This is a genomic window from Exiguobacterium sp. s124 (genome assembly GCF_018617485.1).
Lineage (GTDB): Bacteria > Bacillota > Bacilli > Exiguobacteriales > Exiguobacteriaceae > Exiguobacterium > Exiguobacterium aestuarii.
In genome coordinates this window covers 865,005-885,359 of the sequence record NZ_JACSKH010000001.1, presented here as the reverse complement: position 1 = coordinate 885,359, position 20,355 = coordinate 865,005, and the positions used below count along the sequence as shown (strand labels likewise).

Annotated in this window: 18 protein-coding genes; 2 read left to right on the top strand and 16 right to left on the bottom strand. The window is 45.9% G+C overall.

The genetic code is table 11. The features are described 5' to 3' along the window. Positions 1-22: 22 nt before the first annotated feature. The 8 genes from KNO85_RS04620 to KNO85_RS04585 form a co-directional block, all read right to left on the bottom strand. A complete protein-coding gene (locus KNO85_RS04620) occupies positions 23-895 on the bottom strand; it encodes a DUF1002 domain-containing protein (protein WP_214787330.1) in 873 nt (290 codons plus the stop codon). A gap of 104 nt (positions 896-999) precedes the next feature. Next, a complete protein-coding gene (gene thrS / locus KNO85_RS04615) occupies positions 1,000-2,943 on the bottom strand; it encodes a threonine--tRNA ligase (RefSeq protein WP_214782220.1) in 1,944 nt (647 codons plus the stop codon). A 298-nt stretch (positions 2,944-3,241) separates the two neighbouring features. Beyond that, the gene (gene dnaI, locus KNO85_RS04610; RefSeq protein WP_214787328.1) at positions 3,242-4,156 is read right to left on the bottom strand and encodes a primosomal protein DnaI; all 915 of its coding nucleotides are present in this window, start codon (positions 4,154-4,156) and stop codon (positions 3,242-3,244) included. Positions 4,157-4,160: 4 nt separating this feature from the next. Beyond that, the gene (locus KNO85_RS04605) at positions 4,161-5,513 is read right to left on the bottom strand and encodes a DnaD domain protein (protein ID WP_214787326.1); all 1,353 of its coding nucleotides are present in this window, start codon (positions 5,511-5,513) and stop codon (positions 4,161-4,163) included. 40 nt (positions 5,514-5,553) lie between these two features. Further along, the gene (gene nrdR, locus KNO85_RS04600; RefSeq protein WP_012726705.1) at positions 5,554-6,021 is read right to left on the bottom strand and encodes a transcriptional regulator NrdR; all 468 of its coding nucleotides are present in this window, start codon (positions 6,019-6,021) and stop codon (positions 5,554-5,556) included. Positions 6,022-6,033: 12 nt separating this feature from the next. Next, positions 6,034-6,405: a hypothetical protein gene (locus KNO85_RS04595; RefSeq protein WP_214787324.1), complete on the bottom strand. Its 372-nt coding sequence runs from the start codon at positions 6,403-6,405 to the stop codon at positions 6,034-6,036. A 112-nt stretch (positions 6,406-6,517) separates the two neighbouring features. Then, positions 6,518-6,904, bottom strand: a complete 387-nt coding sequence (gene speD, locus KNO85_RS04590) for an adenosylmethionine decarboxylase (protein ID WP_026825618.1) — start codon at positions 6,902-6,904, stop codon at positions 6,518-6,520. A 231-nt stretch (positions 6,905-7,135) separates the two neighbouring features. Then, on the bottom strand, positions 7,136-8,167 hold the full coding sequence (locus tag KNO85_RS04585) for a glyceraldehyde-3-phosphate dehydrogenase (protein ID WP_214787322.1): 1,032 nt from the start codon (positions 8,165-8,167) through the stop codon (positions 7,136-7,138). A gap of 157 nt (positions 8,168-8,324) precedes the next feature. On the opposite strand from KNO85_RS04585, the gene KNO85_RS04580 reads away from it, so the two are divergent. Both KNO85_RS04580 and KNO85_RS04575 read left to right on the top strand, forming a co-directional pair. Continuing rightward, positions 8,325-8,807: a site-2 protease family protein gene (locus tag KNO85_RS04580; protein WP_214787320.1), complete on the top strand. Its 483-nt coding sequence runs from the start codon at positions 8,325-8,327 to the stop codon at positions 8,805-8,807. Positions 8,808-9,104: 297 nt separating this feature from the next. Next, entirely contained in the window at positions 9,105-9,578 is a 474-nt protein-coding gene (locus tag KNO85_RS04575) for an Imm26 family immunity protein (RefSeq protein WP_214787319.1), read from the top strand. A gap of 393 nt (positions 9,579-9,971) precedes the next feature. On the opposite strand, the gene coaE is transcribed toward KNO85_RS04575, so the two are convergent. The 8 genes from coaE to citZ form a co-directional block, all read right to left on the bottom strand. Continuing rightward, positions 9,972-10,577 (bottom strand): dephospho-CoA kinase, encoded by a 606-nt coding sequence (gene coaE, locus KNO85_RS04570; protein WP_214787317.1) that lies wholly within the window; start codon positions 10,575-10,577, stop codon positions 9,972-9,974. A 12-nt stretch (positions 10,578-10,589) separates the two neighbouring features. Continuing rightward, on the bottom strand, positions 10,590-11,417 hold the full coding sequence (gene mutM / locus KNO85_RS04565) for a bifunctional DNA-formamidopyrimidine glycosylase/DNA-(apurinic or apyrimidinic site) lyase (protein WP_214787315.1): 828 nt from the start codon (positions 11,415-11,417) through the stop codon (positions 10,590-10,592). Positions 11,418-11,438: 21 nt separating this feature from the next. Continuing rightward, positions 11,439-14,033, bottom strand: coding sequence for a DNA polymerase I (gene polA / locus KNO85_RS04560; RefSeq protein ID WP_214787313.1), 2,595 nt, complete (start codon positions 14,031-14,033; stop codon positions 11,439-11,441). Positions 14,034-14,263: 230 nt separating this feature from the next. Continuing rightward, entirely contained in the window at positions 14,264-15,991 is a 1,728-nt protein-coding gene (gene pnpS, locus KNO85_RS04555) for a two-component system histidine kinase PnpS (RefSeq protein WP_214787311.1), read from the bottom strand. Beyond that, entirely contained in the window at positions 15,988-16,689 is a 702-nt protein-coding gene (locus KNO85_RS04550) for a response regulator transcription factor (RefSeq protein ID WP_214787309.1), read from the bottom strand. The genes pnpS and KNO85_RS04550 overlap by 4 nt, the downstream gene beginning before the upstream one ends. Before the next feature lie 182 nt (positions 16,690-16,871). Beyond that, positions 16,872-17,804 carry a malate dehydrogenase gene (gene mdh / locus KNO85_RS04545; protein ID WP_214787307.1) on the bottom strand — a complete coding sequence of 311 codons (933 nt, stop codon included), beginning with the start codon at positions 17,802-17,804 and terminating at the stop codon, positions 16,872-16,874. Between the two features lie 37 nt (positions 17,805-17,841). After that, entirely contained in the window at positions 17,842-19,110 is a 1,269-nt protein-coding gene (icd, locus tag KNO85_RS04540) for an NADP-dependent isocitrate dehydrogenase (RefSeq protein ID WP_214789804.1), read from the bottom strand. A gap of 99 nt (positions 19,111-19,209) precedes the next feature. Further along, positions 19,210-20,322 (bottom strand): citrate synthase, encoded by a 1,113-nt coding sequence (gene citZ, locus KNO85_RS04535; protein ID WP_214787305.1) that lies wholly within the window; start codon positions 20,320-20,322, stop codon positions 19,210-19,212. Positions 20,323-20,355 lie beyond the last annotated feature (33 nt).

Here is a 20,355-nt window from a genome sequence, read left to right as displayed (position 1 = left end):
ATTTTTCCACAATGACACACAATCAATTCGTGAGCGATTTAAAGAAGTTGCTGATTGCTTCGAACAATCTCGCGAAAAATCCTTGCACTTCCTCTTGCTCAAGGAAAGCTTGTACGTCTTGACCCGCATCTTTTAATCCGTTACTGATTGCAGACCAGTCAAGATTTGCTTGTTGCATGTTCTCAAACAGCGTCGTCAATTGGTCGAGTTGTGCTTCGGATAATTGAACGTTATTTTGGTTCAGTACTTGAATGACGATGTCACGAATCTCAATGTTCGTCTCCGGCATCTGATTCGCAATCTCGGCTTTAATCTCGTTCATGAGACCTGCTACGTCCTCTTGACCAACCGTCTTTCCGATTTCAGACGTGACCGCCAACTCTTCTTGCGCAAGTTCTTTGCGCTCTTCAGACAATTCGATTCCCGTTTCGGCTGCTGTTTGATCATACGCCTTCATGATGCCTGTCAGAGCGGATGTCCCCGTCACGTTAATCGGTGACGTGATATAGATGTCGGCATCCGTCACACCTGCCGTGACAAGCGCGTTCGCATACATATCCTTCGTGACCCATGTCACATTTTCAGTTTGAATATCAAGACCGGTACCGTCCGTCAATTTGATTCGTGCAGATGAATACATCCCGCCTCCACGTTGCGCTTGTGGGACAGAATCTCCCAAATATTTTTCTTCATCCGCGGCCGTTGTGATAATCGGTTCGATTCCTTCCGGCGCGTCCATACGCTCGAGTACCCATTTTTGTTGCTCCGAAGATAGCGACTCCCCGAGTGTGACGATCGTGTCGTTGACGATTGCCTCCGCCCCGACTTTCGGAAGTGCTCCTGTAAATGCGACTGCTCCAATAGTAAGTGCCAATACTGGCTTCATATAATTCATTCATTATCACTCCTTATGTTTACGATACGTGTAGACGCTTAAATACACATCCGTCTATAGACCGAAAAAAGGCCACCTTTCCAGATGGAAAGGTGGCCTTTCACTTAGCGTGAACGGTTCGCGATCTCTTCTGTGAGCGATGCGATGAATTCGTCAAGTGATGCTGAAACTTGTTCTTGTTGACCGTAACGGCGAATGTTGACTGCGCGCTCGTCACGTTCTTTGTCTCCAAGAACGAGCGTCATCGGAATCTTCTTCATTTGTGCTTCGCGAATCTTGTAGCCAAGTTTTTCATCACGAAGGTCCGTTTCCACCCGGACACCACGTTTGACGAGTTCCGCTTTCACTTCAGCAACGTACTCATCATGGACGTGTGATACTGGAATCAATTTGACTTGTACCGGTGCGAGCCATGTTGGGAACGCTCCTTTGTACTCCTCAATCAAATACGCAACAAATCGTTCCATTGTCGAGACGACACCACGGTGCAAGACGATTGGACGATGGTCTTTCCCGTCTGGTCCAGTGTATGTCAAATCGAAACGTTCCGGAAGCAAGAAATCAAGCTGAACTGTCGAAAGCGTCTCTTCTTTCCCGAGCGCCGTGCGTACTTGCACGTCGAGTTTCGGTCCGTAGAATGCCGCTTCCCCTTCCGCTTCGAAGTACGGAAGTTCGAGCTCGTCCATTGTTTCTTTCAACTGGCTCTGTGCCATTTCCCAAATCGCATCGTTATCGAAGTACTTCTCTTTATCGGCAGGATCGCGATACGAGAGACGGAAACGGTAATCTTTAATGCCAAAATCAGCGTACACTTCTTGAATCAAGTGAACGATGTCTTTGAACTCTTGTTTCATTTGTTCTGGTGTGACGAACGTATGCCCATCATTCAACACCATGTAACGGACACGTTGAAGTCCTGTGAGTGCACCTGACATCTCGTAGCGGTGCATCCCACCAAGCTCAGCAATCCGGAGCGGAAGCTCACGGTATGAGCGTGGCTCATGTTTGTAGATTGTCATGTGGTGCGGACAGTTCATCGGACGAAGGACGAGTTCCTCATTGTCCATTTCCATTTTCGGGAACATATCATCTTGGTAATGATCCCAGTGCCCAGATGTCTTGTACAAATCGACCGATCCAAGCACAGGTGTGTACACGTGCTGATATCCGAGCTCGAGCTCTTTATCAACGATGTAGCGCTCGACCGTACGACGAATCGACGCACCTTTTGGAAGCCACATCGGAAGACCTTGACCGACTTCTTGCGAAACGAAGAAGAGATCGAGTTCTTTTCCGAGTTTACGATGATCGCGCTCTTTTGCTTCTTCAAGAAGACGCAAATGCTCAGCGAGTTGTTCTTTCGTCGCCCAAGCCGTCCCGTAAATACGTTGTAACATCTTATTGTCAGAGTCACCACGCCAGTATGCCCCAGCCACGCTCATCAATTTAAAGATTTTCAACTTTGAAGTCGATGGAACGTGTGGTCCGCGGCAAAGGTCGAAGAATTCACCTTGATGATAGATTGTAAGTGTCTGATCGGCAGGAATATCCTCAATCAACTCGATTTTCAGCGGGTCTCCCAACTCTTTATAACGAGCGAGTGCTTCGTCACGTGAAACGACTTCACGAGTGATTTCTAAGTTTTCATCGACGATGCGTTTCATCATCTTCTCAATCTCGGGAAGATCTTCCTCATTGATTCGGCGGTCCATTTCAATATCGTAATAGAATCCGTTCTCAATCGTCGGTCCAATCCCGAGATAAATGTTATTCTCTTCGCCATACAGACGTTTGATTGCTTGTGCCATCAAGTGTGCCGACGAGTGACGCATCAAATCGAGACCGTCCTCTGAATCTGGCATGACGAGTTCGATTTTGCCATCTTGTTCAATCGGACGACGGTAGTCGATGAGTTCTCCGTCTAATTTTGCTGCGATTGCCTTTTTGCGAAGTCCCGGGCTAATTGAGCCTGCGACGTCTTCTGCTGTTACGCCAGCATCAAATTCTTTTACCGCGCCATCTGGAAATGTCAATTGAATCATGTACATCTGTCCCCTCTCAAAAATGAATATAAAAAAAGCCCATCCCTCAAAAAGGGACGAGCTTTGATTCTCGTGGTACCACCCTCGTTCCCAAGCAAAGCGCTTGGCTCGAACACACGATAACGAGTGTGAATCGCCGCACGATTGACCCGTACGGTGCTCTGAGGGAGTAAATGCATCGTCGTCGTTAGGAAGCTTCCACCGCCCTTCCCTCGCTAAAACTCGTCTCGATGATCCATATCCTCTTCTATGCATCACTTATATGGTTATTAGTATAGTCAACTCATCCAAGAAAAACAATCCTTTACCGACGGCGATTTTCACCCTTTAGTTCGATTTGGGTCGTCGTCGTTGAAATGCGCTGCATGAGACGCTGCGCTTTCATTTTATTTTGTGCGGATCCATCGATTGAAAAGTGCGTCTCGAGTTCTTCTCCACTAAAGTTTGAACTATATAACGTCGGGAGTCGGTGCATCATCCGATATTGAAGAATGATGCCGAACAACTCGTCACGCACCCACGGACTGATCGCCTCCGCTCCGATATCATCAATCAATAAAACCGGCACGTGTTGAAACGACGTTAAAAACGAATCGAATGAGTCGGTACGGATTTTTCGTTTGGCCTCTGATACAAACCCAGGGGCATGAACCAAAATCGTCTCGATATCCGCCACTTTCAATTCATTGGCAATGGCGGCGAGTAAATACGTCTTCCCGACACCGAAGCTACCGTGCAAATAGAGTCCGTTCACTTTTTGTTTGGACTTCATCCCCGTCACGAAACGCATCGCTTCTCGAAGCGCAATCTTACGTGCATCATCTGCCCAGTCGAACGACTCGAAGCTCGCCTCACGAACTTCTTCCGGTAAGAACAGGCTCTTAAACTTTCGATCCATCTCTTTTTGTCGTCGTCCTTGTCGGTGAGCGACCGTCTCTTCATAACGAATCGCAATCTGACCAAGATCGACATAGAGCACCGGTTGATGCCCCGGGATGACGGCCTGTTCCTCGATGAACGTCTTCCCGTCCATCTGTTCGGCATACTCACTCAGTTTCGTGAATCCAATCTCAATCGCTTTCTCATCTAGTTCAGGATGAGCGTTTAAAAAGGCGATCACGCCCGGATGGTTGAGCGTTCGTCTGCGAATCGACTCATACGCTTCACGGACTTCTTTTCGATTCATCAACTGCGATAATGACTGGTTGATACGTTCCATCCCCTCACCCCTTCTCTTTCAATTCATTTAATAGTTTCACGAGCTCCGCGTCATCAGGTACGGAAGATTCCAATTCTTTCTTCCGTGCCTGATCGTAAGACCGCTGTTGTTTCGCTTCATCTTCAAGCCATTTCGGCATCTCACCTTGTTGGTTTTTCCGACGTGACCCGACAGTCGTCCGCTGCACATTTTCACGTTTTTGCTGTTTCTTCTCAATCAATGCATCTTGTGTTTCTTCGCGTTCTAATGCTTCTTTTGCGTTCGTATAGCCCGCCGTCTTCCAACTCGTGGCGATGCGGAGGACATAGTTCTCGCTCAGACGCGTCTGCTTTTTCACTTCGATACAATAATAGAAGAGTGCATTGATCACACCTGGAGCGAGTCCGAGCGTGTCGACAAGTTCGATGACTAATTGTTCGTCACTCTTCGATAACTGAGGTGTCTTCCGTAGTGTCGATACATATTGATGAGGATGAGCCGCTTCCATCACCTCAGGGTCATGAAGATCTCCTAGTTTTGTCTGTTCGAGCTCCACCGTTTTCTCTTTCCGATGACGCGTCTGTTTCTTCTTCAACTGCAGTACCATCTGACGACATCCGTCCCGTTTCTCTTGCTCACTGAGCGGAAGATACGCTTCGTGGACGAAATATTCTTTTAACATTTCTGCCATCGTCTCTTCATCGAGTTGAGACACGTAAGCGAGTTTTGTGATGGTTTCGTCTAATTTTTTTGTGAAGAATCCGACCGGGAAATTCGTCAGTTTCTTCACAATGTCCATATCGAACGAATAGTTGATTTCAATCTTCGCACGGTCTGGTTTTTCGTAATTCTTTTGTGTGAACGCTCGATGATTGACACCTTTCACGTCAAATACTTCATTAAAGTCTTTTGTCACCTCGACGATTCCTGCCGGTAAAGGGTCGATGGTAAAGCGTCCTTGCAATTGTTTAAATCGCACTTCCCCAACTTTATAGAAGAGGAAGCTAGACAGTAGCCCATCATTTAAAAAAGTATGCGGTGCGAGCGGGACACGCAACTGATAAACGTATTGTGTCAAGCGAGCATCTTTCGTTTTATACGTTCTGACCAACCCGATTGCCTCTAATCGAAAGAGACTATCCGTCAATTCATTGATCGAGTAATCCAACATTTCACACAAGGCACTATGTGACATATAGTTCGACTTCATCTTCCCAGGTTTCAATTCGCTCCACAGCGTCTGATAAAGTGCGAGTGCCTTCACACCAATGACAGGTTGATATAAATGATAGAGGGACTGATACGATTCACGGTCGACAAGACCCGTACTCATGATTAACAGTTCGTCCGTCCCAAAGATTGTACGTTCTTTCTCCATAGCTCTCTCCCCTGAAAAAGGGCGACCAGCAGGCCGCCCTTTAGTTGGTCGAATTTTCTTGCTTCATTAAATCTTCAAGTTCTTTAAAGAATACCGTGATGTCTTTGAATTGGCGATAAACCGAAGCAAAACGAACGTATGCGACTTCGTCGACACGTGCGAGTTCATTCATCACCAACTCACCCACTTGTTCACTCGGGATTTCCGACTGTGCGAGGGCACGGAGTTGCTGTTCGACTTTTGTCACGACTCCTTCAAGCTGTTCGAGGGTGACCGGTCGCTTTTCACACGCACGAATGATTCCGCGCAGCACTTTTTCACGGCTGAACTCTTCTCGATTTCCATCTTTCTTCACGATAATGAGCGGAGTCTGTTCCACCGTCTCAAAGGTTGTGAATCGATACCCGCATTTTTCACATTCACGACGACGTCGAATCGAATAATGGTCTTGCACCGGTCGGGAATCGAGCACTCTCGTTCCATTGTGATCACATTTCGGACAACGCATGCTCAAGCCTCCTTATCGTTCGACAGATTTATTTCCAATAGCACGAAGCGGGAATTGTTGTGTGAGCGCCTCATAATAGTGCGTGATGATTTGTGCAAGGTCTGCACCAAGTCGCTGTTCACGATTTAACGTGAAGTCGACCGCTGTACGACCACCGTCTACTTGCACGATTGTAATGAGCCCGTCCCATCCTTCACCAATAAATGAGAGTTCGCCTCGATTTGAATCAATCCGGCGTACCGTTTGACCATTCGATTGAACCTGACTTTCTAACCATTGTAAGATTGCGTTCGGAGATGCTGCGTAGTAACGCGTCCGAAGCGTTTCATTTTTATGTGTGTCTTTTGTTTCGATATGTGTTTGTAACTTATCTAACAGTCCCATAATCCACCTCAACGCCTGAGTTATATACGTTAAGCATATCAAAATTAAGGCGACAACAAAACAATTAAAAGGGCTGACCGTTAAACGGCCAGCCTCAAAAGGTTCTTCAGAATTATTTAGTTAGTGCAACTTGTGCTTCTGGAACACGAATCGGTCCCATCCCACGCTCAAGTTTCACATCTTCACGTACTTTTGCATCCAAACCTTCGGCGATGTATTGCGATGCCGTAGCTGGATCGATTCGATCTCCACATGTGAACACGTCAACTGACGCGTAGCCATGCTCTGGGAAACTGTGAATCGTTAAGTGTGATTCTGAAATGATGACGACTCCACTCACACCGTGCGGCGCAAATTTGTGGAAAGCGACTTCGCGGACTTCAGCGCCCGAACGAAGAGCAGCATCGACGAACAAACGCTCGATGTAGTCGATATCATTCAATTTGTCGGGATTGCACTCCCAAAGTTCTGTAATAATGTGACGTCCCATAGTATCCATATTAGTGGATCCCCCTTTACATCAATGGTCTCAAAGTAGTTGATGATCACTCACTTTGTGCCTGAATCGCCCACAACCACGGGGGCAAGTTAGTCCTAAGAGGTCCTAACCCTTTAAGCTGCGTTTGTCAGACCAATTGAAGTTCACGAAACTGAGTGTAACGTGTTTGGGACGTCGTTACAAGACATTTGTTTAAAAAAATCAGAAATATTTTTTAGAACGTAATATTTTTTAGGCGTGTGTTTCTTGTTGTCCGATTTGAAGGTAGCTCGCCACCATATCTAACAAGTCGACGACACGGCACGAATAGCCCCACTCATTGTCATACCACGCGAGCACTTTTACATGATTTCCGCCGAGTACCATCGTCGAATCCATATCGATAATTGACGAGCGATCGTCTCCATTGAAATCAATCGATACGAGTGGTTCATGAGAAACACCTAACACGCCCGTCATTTCTCCAAACGCTGCACGTTCAAACGCTTCATTCACCTCATCGACTGTGACGTCACGGTGAAGTTCGACGACTAAGTCGACAAGTGAAACGTTCGGTGTCGGGACGCGAAGTGCCATTCCGTTCAATTTGCCTTGAAGTTCCGGCATGACGAGCCCGATTGCTTTAGCCGCCCCGGTTGATGTCGGGATAATTGAACTGCCACAAGCACGCGCTCGACGTAAGTCTTTATGCGGGTTATCAATATTATTTTGGTCGTTCGTGTACGCATGAACAGTCGTCACTAAACCTGTTTCAATCCCGAACGTTGAATGCAATACCTTCACGACTGGACCTAGACAGTTTGTCGTACACGATGCATTTGAAATGATATGGTCTTCTTCTGGGCGATAATCCCGATCGTTGACCCCCATCACGATCGTACGTAAATCCCCTTTACCTGGTGCAGTCAAAATCACTTTTTTTGCACCTGCATCTAGATGTAGCTTCGCTCCGATATCAGAGTTGAATTTCCCCGTCGCCTCGACAACGATATCGATACCAAGTTCTTCCCACGGTAAACGTGATGGATCACGTTCTGAGATCAGTTCAATTCGTTTCCCATCAACTTCAAGCGCGTCCCCTTGCGCTCGAACTGTTAATCCGAATGGTCCGTGAATCGAATCGTGTTTGATGAGATGAGCGAGCGTTTCCGCAGGATAGCTCGCGTTGATTGCCACAACTTCATGACGTCCTTCAAGCATCAATTTTCGGAATACCATTCTCCCAATTCGACCGAATCCGTTAATCGCAACTTTTGTCCCCATGCTAAATCCCCCTTTTTCTACATTACGGTTTCATTATAACGGATTGCTGTAAGCGTTTTCACTATGAATCGTCACATTTTTTTCGTTTTTCTTTGTTTATTTTTTGAAAATGAGGGAAATTTCTTGTCGTGAAGCACATTAGAAAGGAGGCGTCATCATGTTTGATTGGGGAGATATCGATAAATTCTTCATTTCATTCTTTATCATCTTACCGATTGTGACGTTGATTCATGAGTTCGGTCACTTCTTTTTCGCAAAATTGTTCGGTGGCTCACTCGACATGCAAATCGGAACAGGTAAGAAAATGTTTAAAGTAGGGCGTCTTCAAGTAAACCGCGTCTATTTTTATGATGCGTGGTGTCAGTTTACAGATTTAAAATGGAGCAATAAGCTAACTCGCTCTCTTGTATATGGCGGTGGCGCCATCTTTAATTTAGCGAGCATCTTGATTGTGAATGCGTTTATTTTAAGACGAGATATTGAACCGACCCTATATACGTATCAGTTCGCTTATTTCTCGTTTTATTATATTTTCTTTTCACTGTATCCTATCTATTATTCAAACGGTCATCCGAGTGATGGACGGGCAATTTATGACACATGGAAGAAGGGGTCACCCGACTCCGATCCATTGAACTAAAAAAGAAGGCGATTATTATTTAACGGGTTCGGTTTTGGAGTACAAAATGTCAAATAACAGCATTATTCACTACTCGATTCGCTATATAAATCCCACTAAATTAACACTAAAAAACGCACAGTGATTGGTTATCTGTGCGTTTTTAATTCATAATAGAGGATTTTCCAAAGGTTTTATGGGATTTTATGTTAATATGTAGACAAAGGGATTATTCAATTAAAGGGCAGGTTTACTGAATATGAAACTACCACTGTAAGAGATACCTCACCATCAAAACTGAAGCAGGTGTATTAATTTATGGCAAGAAAAAAGAAAGTAAAAGTCAAGATAGGAGATATTTTTTCAATTAAACTAAACGAGAATCTATTTTCCTACGGGCAAGTTCTCTCCATAGGACCAATTTGTGATTTCTTGATTATCTTTGATTTAGTGAGTGATGAGCATCCATTAGTCAAAGGAATTCCTAAGGAGCAAATTATTTTTCTTGTTCCGACAATTATATCAAGAATAGAGGATGGTTTATGGGAAGTGTTAGGAAATGAATCGATTCCAGAAATTCATTTCCCTAATTATAAAGAAGAAACCCAAGAAGGATACCAGTTAATAGATTATTTAGGAAACGTAAAAAGTGAGGGGAAAAAGCTAATTGAACTAGACAAGTTAAAGGAATTAGAGTCTTGGTCTCCATCTTCTGTTGAAAATGCAACAAGAGCTAGATTTTTAGGAACTGAATGGAACAGTTATTACGACGATCTCATATACGATTCCTAGGCTTTCTTCCATTAAAGGGGGCTTTAATTGAATAAGGCAATATAGATATAGAAACGAAAAGACCGATTAAGCAATCGGTCTTTTTTCTTCGTTTTACTGCTTATAAATCATTTCGTTGATTGCATATAGCTTTTTAACGAGAATCTGAGCAGGCGTTTTGGAATCCTTTCTCACAGAAGTATTGGTATACGTTTTAACACACCAATTCGCAGGAGTATGTTAGCCATCAGACTGTTGCGAATTAGGGTGCGAATTACCTTGTGAATTAGGGTGTTAAATTACCATAAACCCTTTAATAACAGCAAAAACAAGAGGTCCAATTCATATGCGAATTGGACCTCTATTTAAATTACTTTTTTAATGTTTGTACTCCAAAACCGAACCCGTTAATTATTATTCGCCTTCTTTTTCTATGGCTTTAAATTGTTCGACTAAGCGGTCGATTTGCGGGGGTAAATCCCCGAGTGAACCGTTGTTATTGACGAGAAAATCGGCCTGATGCTTTTTCTCCTCAATCGGGATTTGAGAATGGATGCGTGCGAGCGCCTCTTCTTTCGTCAATCCATTCCGTTCCATGAGACGCATCAATTGAATCTCTTCGCGGCAATAGACGACGACAGAATAATTGACGAGATCGAGCATTGTCCCTTCAAATAAGAGCGGAATATCAAAAATGACGACAGACTCCCCGGCCGCTTCATGTGAACGCATCTGCTCCTTCATCTCTTCACGTATCGCTGGATGCATCAACTGGTTTAACTGTTGTCGCTTCGTCTCATCATGAAAGATTTCGCGCCCTAATGCGGGACGGTTTAAGACATCGCCGTTAAAACATTTTGGAAATGCCGTTTTTACACCCTCTATCGCCTTTCCACCGGGTTCGACAACCTTCCTCGCAATCAAATCGGCATCGATAATCGGGATCCCTCTTTCCCGAAATAGTCGAGACACCGTGGACTTCCCGGTTGCAATCCCACCCGTCAATCCAATCTTCAACATAACGCCCACTCCTTAACGTTGTTGACAGCGTGGACAATAATGCGTGCCACGCCCGCCTAGTTTCATCTTTTCGATTTCCTGTCCGCAGCGACGGCACGGCTCACCCGCTTGTCCGTATACATAAAGCGTCTCTTGAAACGTTCCCGTAGCCCCGTCTGGGTTTGTATAACTACGAATTGTACTTCCCCCACGTTCAATCGCCTCACTCAGTACAGCGACCGCTTCCACGCGTACACGTTCTACTTCCTCACGTGTCAAACTAGCCGCTGGTCGTGTCGGATGCACGCCGGCGCGAAACAGTGTTTCATCCACATAAATATTCCCTAATCCGACGAAGATCGATTGATCGAGTAGTGCCGTCTTGATGGCACGCGTCTTCATCCGTTCTAAACGTCGATGCAACGCTTCCGCTGTCACACGTTCGTCAAACGGTTCGAACGCAAGTAGCGAAAGGGGAGGTGTCGTGTGAACCGTTTCATTCGTCCGTAATTCCATCGTACCAAATTTACGCACGTCGTTATAATGTAACGTCGATTGATCTGTGAAGTTGATGACGACATGTGTATGTTTGGCCGGTTCTGTAATTGTCTCATAAGGGAAGAATTTCCCTTCCATGCGGAGATGGGAGACAAGGTACCCGTTTGTTAATTTGAATAAGATAAATTTCCCACGACGTTCCACATCCGTGATGGTCTCTCCAATCAAGTGGTGTACCCATTCATCAGGCACATGTCCCCGAATGATTTTAGGGTCGAGCACATCGACGGACTGAATCGTCTTTCCGGAAACGGCAGGTCGCAATCTACGACAAACCGTTTCGACTTCTGGTAATTCTGGCATACTGACTTCCTTTCTATCCTCTTATTTCGTATCGAACCATGTTGTTCCCACGGCTCCGTCCGCGCGTAACGGTACATCGAGTGTCACCGTATGTTCCATCGCATCTGTCACCAATTTTTCTAATGCTTCCATCTCTTCTGCCGGCCCTTCAAAAATCAGTTCATCATGAACTTGTAGCAACAGTTTGGATTGAAGATGTGACGATTGAAGAGCGTGATCGACGTCAATCATCGCTTTTTTGATGATATCAGCTGCCGTTCCTTGAATCGGAGTATTGATGGCTGTACGCTCGGCAAATCCTCGCAAGTTAAAATTACGAGAATGGATATCCGGGATGTTCCGCCGGCGTTTTAACATCGTCTCGACGAAACCATGTTCACGAGCCCGTTCAATCGCGGCATCCATGAACGTCTTCACTCCTGGGAACTGCTCAAAGTACGTATCGATGAAGGTTTGCGCTTCTTTTCGCGTGATTCCTAGATTTTGCGACAGGCCGTAATCACTGATTCCATAAATGATTCCAAAGTTGACCGCTTTCGCCTGGCGCCGCATGAGGGAAGTGACTTCTTCATTTGCGACTTTGAAGACGTTCGCCGCCGTCGAGGTATGGATATCCTCATCGTGTAAGAAAGCAGCCATCATTTTCTCATCTTGTGACATATGCGCCATAATCCGGAGTTCAATCTGCGAGTAATCGACCGCATAAAGGACCCAGCCAGGTTCGCTCGCGGTGAACGCCTTACGGATACGACGTCCTTCCTCTAATCGAATCGGGATGTTTTGTAAGTTCGGATTGACTGACGAGAGTCGCCCGGTTTGCGTCAACGTCTGCGTGTATCGAGTGTGAATCTTGCCGTCTTCTTTCACAACTTTCTGTAACCCTTCTACATAGGTCGACTGCAATTTACCAAGTTCGCGATAGTGCATGATTTTCTCGATGATTGGATGAAGCGGTGCCAACTTTTCAAGTACATCCGCTGCGGTCGAGTATCCCGTCTTTGTCTTTTTCACAGGAGGTAGCGCTAATTTTTCAAATAGGACAACCCCAAGCTGTTTTGGCGAATTGATGTTGAACGGTTCCCCGGCCAATTCATGAATCGTCACCTCAAGTGCGGTTAGACGCTCTCGAAGATCTGTCTCCATATGCTGAAGTGTCTCAACATTTACATGAATACCTGCCCACTCCATCTCAGCCAACACCGAGACGAGCGGTTTTTCGAGCGCTTCATACAGTTCCGTCTGCTCGTTTTCTTTCAGTTCTGAAACGACCCGTTCAAATAACGTCAAAATCGCATGTGCTTTTTCAGCGAGATGCGTATGGAACACATTCTCTTCCGGCACTTTGATTTTTGCACCTTTCCCATATACCGTTTCATCTTCTTCAAGAGGGTATGCGAAATGAGAAGCAATCGAGCTGAGTGACGTTCCACCAGATAAGTTCAATAAGTAGCCGGCAACGAGTAAATCCTCATAACCACGAAGGGATAGCTGTTGGCGTTTCAACTGAATGATTGTCTGTTTGGCATCGAGACAAATGGTCGTCCTGGATTCATCTTCAATCCATTCTTTGACTCGCTCATCTTGTAGCAGCGTCACATCGCCAATCGTCACTCCACGATCTGATGCGATCGCAACCCCGACGATAGTCTCTTCAAAATAATCATCGTGCAACTGCTCAAGAAACAGAACGGCCCGCGACAAATCTTGATCAGAAAGGTCGATCGTCGGTCGTACTTCTTTTTCAACCGTTTCTTCTGTAGAGCTGTCCGACAGTTTGCCAATCAAGGATTTGAATTGAAGTTCCATGAACAGGGGCTTCACGGCGGAAGCGTCATACGGCTTGAACACCAGGTCGTCGACGGTTACATCAAGCGGGACGTCCGTATAAATGGTCGCCAATTGTTTTGACATTTTCGCTTCCCGCTCATTCGCCTCTACCTTTTCTTTTTGTTTCCCTTTTAGTTCATCTGTATGTTCGTATAGGGCCTCGACGGTACCATATGTTGAAATCAACTTGAGTGCCGTCTTTTCACCCACCCCTGGTATTCCAGGGATGTTATCCGATTTATCCCCCATCAGTCCTTTTAAATCGATCATCTGAATCGGCTGTAGTCCTTCATAACGTTCTTGGAATGCCGTCTCGTTCATTTTTTCGACATCGGTGATGCCTCGCTTCGTCAAATAGACGGTCACGCGATTGTTGATGAGTTGCAATAAATCTTTATCTCCCGTCACAATCGTCACTTGATCAAACGATTCATCTTTTGAGAGCGTACCAATGATATCATCTGCCTCATATTGATCGAGCTCTAAGACAGAGATGCCAAAGGCCCGACAGACGTCGCGCACGAGGGGAAATTGTTCCCGTAATTCCCCAGGCGTTTTCTGGCGCCCTCCTTTGTACTCGGCAAACGTATCATGACGGAACGTCTTCTTTGATGCATCGAACGCAACAGCGAAATGCGTCGGTTGCTCGTCCTCCATCAATTTCAACAACATCATCGTAAAACCATACACCGCGTTCGTATTTCGACCTGACGCGTCCGACATCGGAGGCAGTGCAAAAAACGCACGATATGTTAAGGAATTCCCATCTAGGACTAGTAGTTTATTCATTCAATCGACCTCCATTCTTCTCTTCATCCATCATACCATACGGGTACATGCGTTCGAAAAAAAAGACCCTTTTCTACGAATAGAAAAGGGTCAAATTCTCGACCGTGTGGAGATGAGCACCGATCGATTCACGAGATGATGAAGAGGTCTCATCCATAGAATAGCAAGGTTTTGTAAAGCAAATATGAATGAAATAGCAAGGTTTTGTAAAGTGAATGTAACCTGGAAAATTAATCCCTCGGGAACGTGATTGTGAACGTCGTTCCTTTCCCTTCGACACTATCGACATCGATTGATGCATGATGCAAATCAATGATGTGTTTCACGATGGCAAGACCAAGACCTGTCCCCCCTGAGTTTCGACTTCTCGCTTTGTCGACACGATAAAATCGTTCAAAGATGCGACTCACTTCTTTTTCAGCGATCCCGATTCCATTGTCTTTCACTCGTAACTTGTATGCGTCCCCCTCCGCTTCGACAGAAATCTCAACGCGACTTCCTTCAGGAGAATAATTAATGGCGTTTGCGACAAGGTTCATGATGACTTGCTTCATACGGTTCAAGTCAGCTTGCAAGACAGCAGTCCCATGATGCTTGGCCTCTAGCTGAATTGACTTCTTTCTCGCTTTCTGACTGAGCAGGAGACATACTTCATCGACGAGCTGGTTCAAATCGACAAAGACCAGTTCCATCTGGAAATCATCACGTTCTAATCTCGACAGCTCAAGCAAATCTTCAACAAGCACCTGCATCCGCGTCGCCTCTTTTTGAATGATGTCTAAAAACTGGTCTCGGAGTTCAGGCACTTCTTTTGCACCGTCGAGAAGTGTCTCACTAAATCCACGAATGGACGTGAGTGGGGTCTTCAGTTCATGACTGACGTTCGCGACAAAGTCTTTCCGCATCTTCTCGAGTCGCTTCAACTCCGTGATATCGTTGAATAAAAGCGTGGTACCACGAAGCATTCCGGTATCACTGAAAATCGGCGCAGCAGATACCATATACGTTTTCTGATTGAAGCCGGTTCGAATCGACAGTTGACGGCGATGGACTTCTTCCGTCAAATAAACATCCTCAATCAGGGACTCGACGTCAGGACTCGGTAGAATCCCATGATAAAATTGTCCAATCGACAAGTCATCATATTGGAACATCTCCCGATACGATCGGTTGACTAACGTGACGATGCCTCGCTCGTCCACGAGAAGAAGACCAGCCCCCATATATTCAATCAGCGATTCGAGTCTCGCCCGCTGAACCGATTCTCCAAGTGAAATTGACTCCAGGTTTCTGGCGAGGACATTAATCGATCCCGCCAGACTGCCGGTCTCTTCATCGTTTCTCAGTTCATAAACACGAGCTCGGTAATTCCCATCCGCCAGCTCCCGTAAGACGATCGTCGCCTCATCGATCGGTCGGATGAATTGGTTCGTCAAATGTTGAAGGACGAACAAAATGATGAAAAATGAAAAGAATAGCGCCAGTGCAATCGTCAGCCAGATTCGATCATACACCCCTTCAAGGTCGGACACGTAACGAATGAACGTCAAGTAGACTGTTTCGCCTGTTGCTAGTTCGATTGGTTTTGTGAACTGGATCAGTTCGTCCTCATCCGCTGCACCGAACGTCCCTTCATCGGGTACTAGACTCGGTTCAATTTTATAATCGATTGATCCGACACGAAATGGCGTCCCGGCGATGACTTCCATCCTGCTGTTGAGTAGTAAAATATCAAAGCTACTCCCGTCATCGATTTGACCGACATACTCGCGAATCTCGTCTAGCTCTCCTCCTTCAAGATACAAGGCGGCCAATTGAGCATCCTCTTTTAAGCGGTCTCGCTCAGAATCTAAATAAAAATCTTTGAATAGCTGACCGAGTACGATGCCAAGTGTCAGGAGGACGCCCGTGACGAGTAGGATGAGCGTCGTCATGAATCTAGAGCGATACGTCTTCATTCCGAAGTCGGCTCCTCCATTTTATAGCCGAGTCCACGAATCGTCTTGATATACGTCGGTTTCTTCGTGACAGGCTCGATTTTTTCACGAAGGTGACTGATATGGACATCGACGATTCGCGTATCACCGACAAAATCATAATTCCAAATAGCCGATAGCAATTGATCTCGAGTGAGCACCCGCCCTTTGTTTTTTGCCAAGTAGGCTAACAATTCGAATTCTTTCGGTGTCAATTCGAGGCGTTCACCTTGCTTGAACACTTCGTAGTTAGAGGCGACAATTTTTACGTTACCGATTTGAATGACATCTTCTTCGACCGCAGTCTCTTGTGGGGCAGAGCGTCTTAAAATCGCTTTGACACGTGCCACGACTTCGCGTGGACTGAACGGCTTCGTCAAATAATCGTCTGCACCGAGTTCAAGACCGAGGACTTTATCAAACTCATCGTCTTTTGCTGTCAGCATCAAAATCGGCGTATTGACTTTTTGTTGACGCAGTCGTTTACACACTTCAAGTCCATCCATTTCCGGAAGCATCAAGTCGAGCACGATTAAGACGGCATCTTTCTTTTCAGCCAATTCCAATCCGGTTTTTCCATCATGCGCAGTTTCCACCTCGAAACCAGCTTGTTCTAAATTAAATTTTAATAACGTCGCAATCGATACTTCATCATCGACAACAATTACTTTATCAGCCACACTACTTCCTCCTCTTGATCCATCAAATGTCACTCTCTATTTTACAAATCAAAGCTTGAAACGACCAACCTCAAAGCAAATCTTTACAAAAACAAAACAAATCCACTTTTAGTGTAGCACGCCCCACAAGATGGAAACCGCAAAAAAAGTGCTTCCCACAAGATTGCAGGAAGCACTTTTACTTATAAGACGCCCAATACGGAGCGAACAGAGTCTGCAGATCGCGAAAGCGCCGCTTTCTCTTCATCCGTCAAATCGAGCTCGAGTACTTGCTCAATGCCATGTTTTCCAAGAATGGTCGGAACGCCTAGATACAAATCGTTAAATCCATACTCGCCTTCTAAGTAAGCAATAGCAGGTAAGATTCGACGTTGATCCTTTAAAATCGCCTCAGCCATTTCTACGATTGCAGCAGCTGGCGCATAATACGCTGATCCATCACCTAAAAGTTGGACGATTTCACCGCCACCTTTTCGTGTCCGCTCGACGATTTGCTCGATTCGCTCATGTGGTATGAGTTTCTCAAGCGGGATGCCACCGGCGTATGAATAACGCACGAGAGGCACCATATCGTCGCCATGTCCACCAAGAACGAATCCAGATACATCTTTGACGGAAACGTTTAATTCTTGTGCGACAAACGTCCGGAAACGAGCCGTATCCAGTACACCAGATTGCCCGATGACGCGTTCTTTCGGGAAACCCGATTCTTTGAACGCCGCATAGGTCATCGCATCTACCGGGTTCGTCAAGACAATCAAAATCGCTTCCGGCGAATAGCGAGCGATTTCTTTGACGACGGAACGCATCACGTTCGCGTTCGTCGCAACAAGATCATCTCGACTCATTCCAGGCTTACGCGCGATTCCCGCAGTGATGACGACGATATCCGAATCAGCCGTATCTGCGTAATCTGATGTTCCGGTAATCCAAGCGTCAAACCCTTGGATTGGTGCTGCTTCTTGCATGTCGAGCGCTTTCCCTTTCGTCGGTCCAACTTTTTCTTCCATATCGAGTAGGACGACATCCCCTAGCTCACGTTGAGCCAGATACAGTGCAGTAGTTGCACCGGTGAAGCCACTTCCAATTACAGAAATTTTGTTACGACGAATCATGAGCTCTCCCCCTCAATTGGCGACTTATTCGTATGACTTACATATTTTTGATCAATTCATCCGCAAATTCAGAGCACTTCACTTCTGTTGCGCCGTCCATGAGACGTGCGAAGTCATAAGTGACAACTTTCGAAGCGATTGACTTCTCCATCGAGTTGATAATGAGGTCAGCCGCTTCGTTCCAGTTCATGTGACGAAGCATCATCTCACCTGAAAGGATGACTGAAGATGGGTTTACTTTATCAAGACCAGCATATTTCGGAGCTGTACCGTGTGTCGCTTCGAAGATTGCATGTCCTGTGATGTAGTTGATGTTCGCACCAGGTGCAATGCCGATTCCACCTACTTGTGCAGCAAGTGCGTCTGAGATGTAGTCACCGTTCAAGTTCATTGTCGCAACGACATCGAACTCACGTGGACGAGTCAAGATTTGCTGGAGGAAGATATCAGCGATTGAATCTTTGACGATGATTTTGCCTTCAGCTTCAGCTTTCGACTGAGCTTCGTTCGCAGCTGCTTCACCAGACTCATCTTTGATGCGATCGTATTGTGCCCATGTGAACACTTTGTCGCCGTATTCCGCTTCAGCAAGTGCATAACCCCAGTTTTTGAATGCACCTTCTGTGTATTTCATGATATTCCCTTTGTGTACGAGCGTGACCGATTTACGGTTGTTATCAATTGCGTACTCAATTGCAGCACGGACAAGACGCTCAGTTCCTTCAGAAGAAACTGGCTTGATGCCGATTCCTGAAGTCTCTGGGAAACGAATCTTGTTCACGTTCATCTCATCTTGCAAGAATTTGATGAGTTTTTTCACTTCGTCGCTTCCTGAAGCGTACTCAATTCCTGCATAGATATCTTCTGTATTCTCACGGAAGATGACCATGTCTGTGTCTTCAGGACGTTTTACTGGTGATGGAACACCTGTGAAGTAACGAACTGGGCGAAGGCATGTGTATAAGTCGAGCTCTTGACGAAGTGCAACGTTCAATGAACGGATTCCACCACCGACCGGTGTCGTAAGCGGTCCTTTGATGGCAATCAAGTACTCACGAATTTGATCGAGTGTTTCTGCCGGGAGCCACTCACCTTTTTCGTTATAAGCTTTCTCACCAGCGTATACTTCCATCCATTCGATTTTCTTTTCGCCGCCGTATGCTTTTTCAACCGCAGCGTCAAATACACGAACAGCCGCATTCCAAATATCAGGTCCTGTGCCGTCACCGATAATAAATGGCACCGTCGGAACGTTTGGTACGTTCAATACACCGTTTTCAACTGTAATTTTTTGTCCTTGTGTCAACATAATGAATCCCCCTAAGTACATTACTGTAGGTCGACGCGTACGCCGACCTACGTCACTTGTTAGTTTACCAAACTTTTGTCTAAAATGTGTCTCGAATTAACGTTCGCTCACAGGAACATATTTACGGCTTGTTTCACCGACATATTCCGCGCGTGGACGAATCAAACGGTTGTCCGCATATTGCTCGAGAATGTGCGCGATCCAGCCAGACATCCGTGATACGGCGAAAATTGGTGTGAAGAGGTCTTCTTCAAGACCGAGCGCATAGTATGTTGATGCCGAGTAAAAGTCGACATTTGGTTTCAATCCTTTTTCCGTCTCGACGAGATGATCGATTTTCTCTGACATCTCATACCATTTCGGCTCGCCGATTTGAGCAGTCAACTGACGACTCATTTCTTTCAAGTGTTTCGCACGTGGGTCGCCGTCCTTATAGACGCGGTGACCAAAGCCCATGATTTTCTCTTTGCGTTCGAATTTGCCACGTACATATTCTTCGACGCGGTCGACCGTGTCGATTTCATGGAGCATTTTCATAACTGCTTCGTTCGCACCACCGTGAAGTGGCCCTTTGAGTGCTCCCATCGCTGCCGTCACACCAGAATACATATCAGAGAGCGTCGCCACACAGACACGCGCTGTGAACGTCGAAGCGTTCAACTCATGGTCTGCATGGAGGATGAGCGCCTTATCGATTGTCTTTTCTGCGACTTCGCTTGGTTCCTCACCATTCAACATGTATAAGAAGTTTGCTGCATAAGAGAGACCTGGCTTCGGCGCAACAGGTTGCTCTCCTTTACGAAGACGCGCGAATGCCGTCACGATTGTAGCAACTTGAGCTTGAAGACGGATTGCTTTACGCATGTTTGCCTCGTCACTCATATCTTCAGATTCTTCATCATAGAGAGCAAGCTGCGAGAGCGCCGTGCGAATCGTCGCCATTGCATTGGCTGATTTTGGTGCACGTGCTAACGTATCAATCACTTCTTCTGGCAACGTCGCTTCTTTAACGAGTGCCTCCGAAAGCGATTTCAATTCTTCTGCATTTGGTAAGCGGTCATTCCACAATAAAAATACAACTTCTTCAAATGTGGCATGGTCCGCTAAATCATCAATGGTGTATCCTCCATAAGTCAATTGTCCGTCAATAATTGAGCTGACTTTTGAGGCTGCTGCCACAATACCTTCTAACCCTTTTGTCGTTGACATTCATAACTCCCCCTCAGTCTTGTTTGAAAGTGG